Origin of the sequence: Pseudoalteromonas luteoviolacea (assembly GCF_001696455.1) — a bacterium.
Taxonomy (GTDB): Bacteria; Pseudomonadota; Gammaproteobacteria; order Enterobacterales; family Alteromonadaceae; genus Pseudoalteromonas; species Pseudoalteromonas luteoviolacea_C.
On sequence record NZ_MAUJ01000065.1, the window covers coordinates 1 to 310 of the forward strand.

The window sequence follows — 310 nt, forward strand, 5'->3', positions numbered from 1 at the left end:
TAAGCTGGCTTCTACCATTACACTAACCGTACGATGTCCGACCGTACTTAGCCAACCTTCGTGCTCCTCCGTTACTCTTTGGGAGGAGACCGCCCCAGTCAAACTACCCACCAGGCACTGTCCTCAACCCCGATTAGGGGCCTAAGTTAGAACATCAACACTACAAGGGTGGTATTTCAAGGACGGCTCCACACAATCTAGCGACTGTGCTTCAAAGCCTCCCACCTATCCTACACATGTAGGGTCAATGTTCAGTGCCAAGCTGTAGTAAAGGTTCACGGGGTCTTTCCGTCTAGCCGCGGGTACACAG

At 52.3% G+C, this 310-nt stretch carries 1 rRNA gene; it reads right to left on the reverse strand.

The features are described from left to right. A 23S ribosomal RNA gene (locus tag A7985_RS25525) occupies positions 1 to 310 on the reverse strand; the annotation flags it as partial.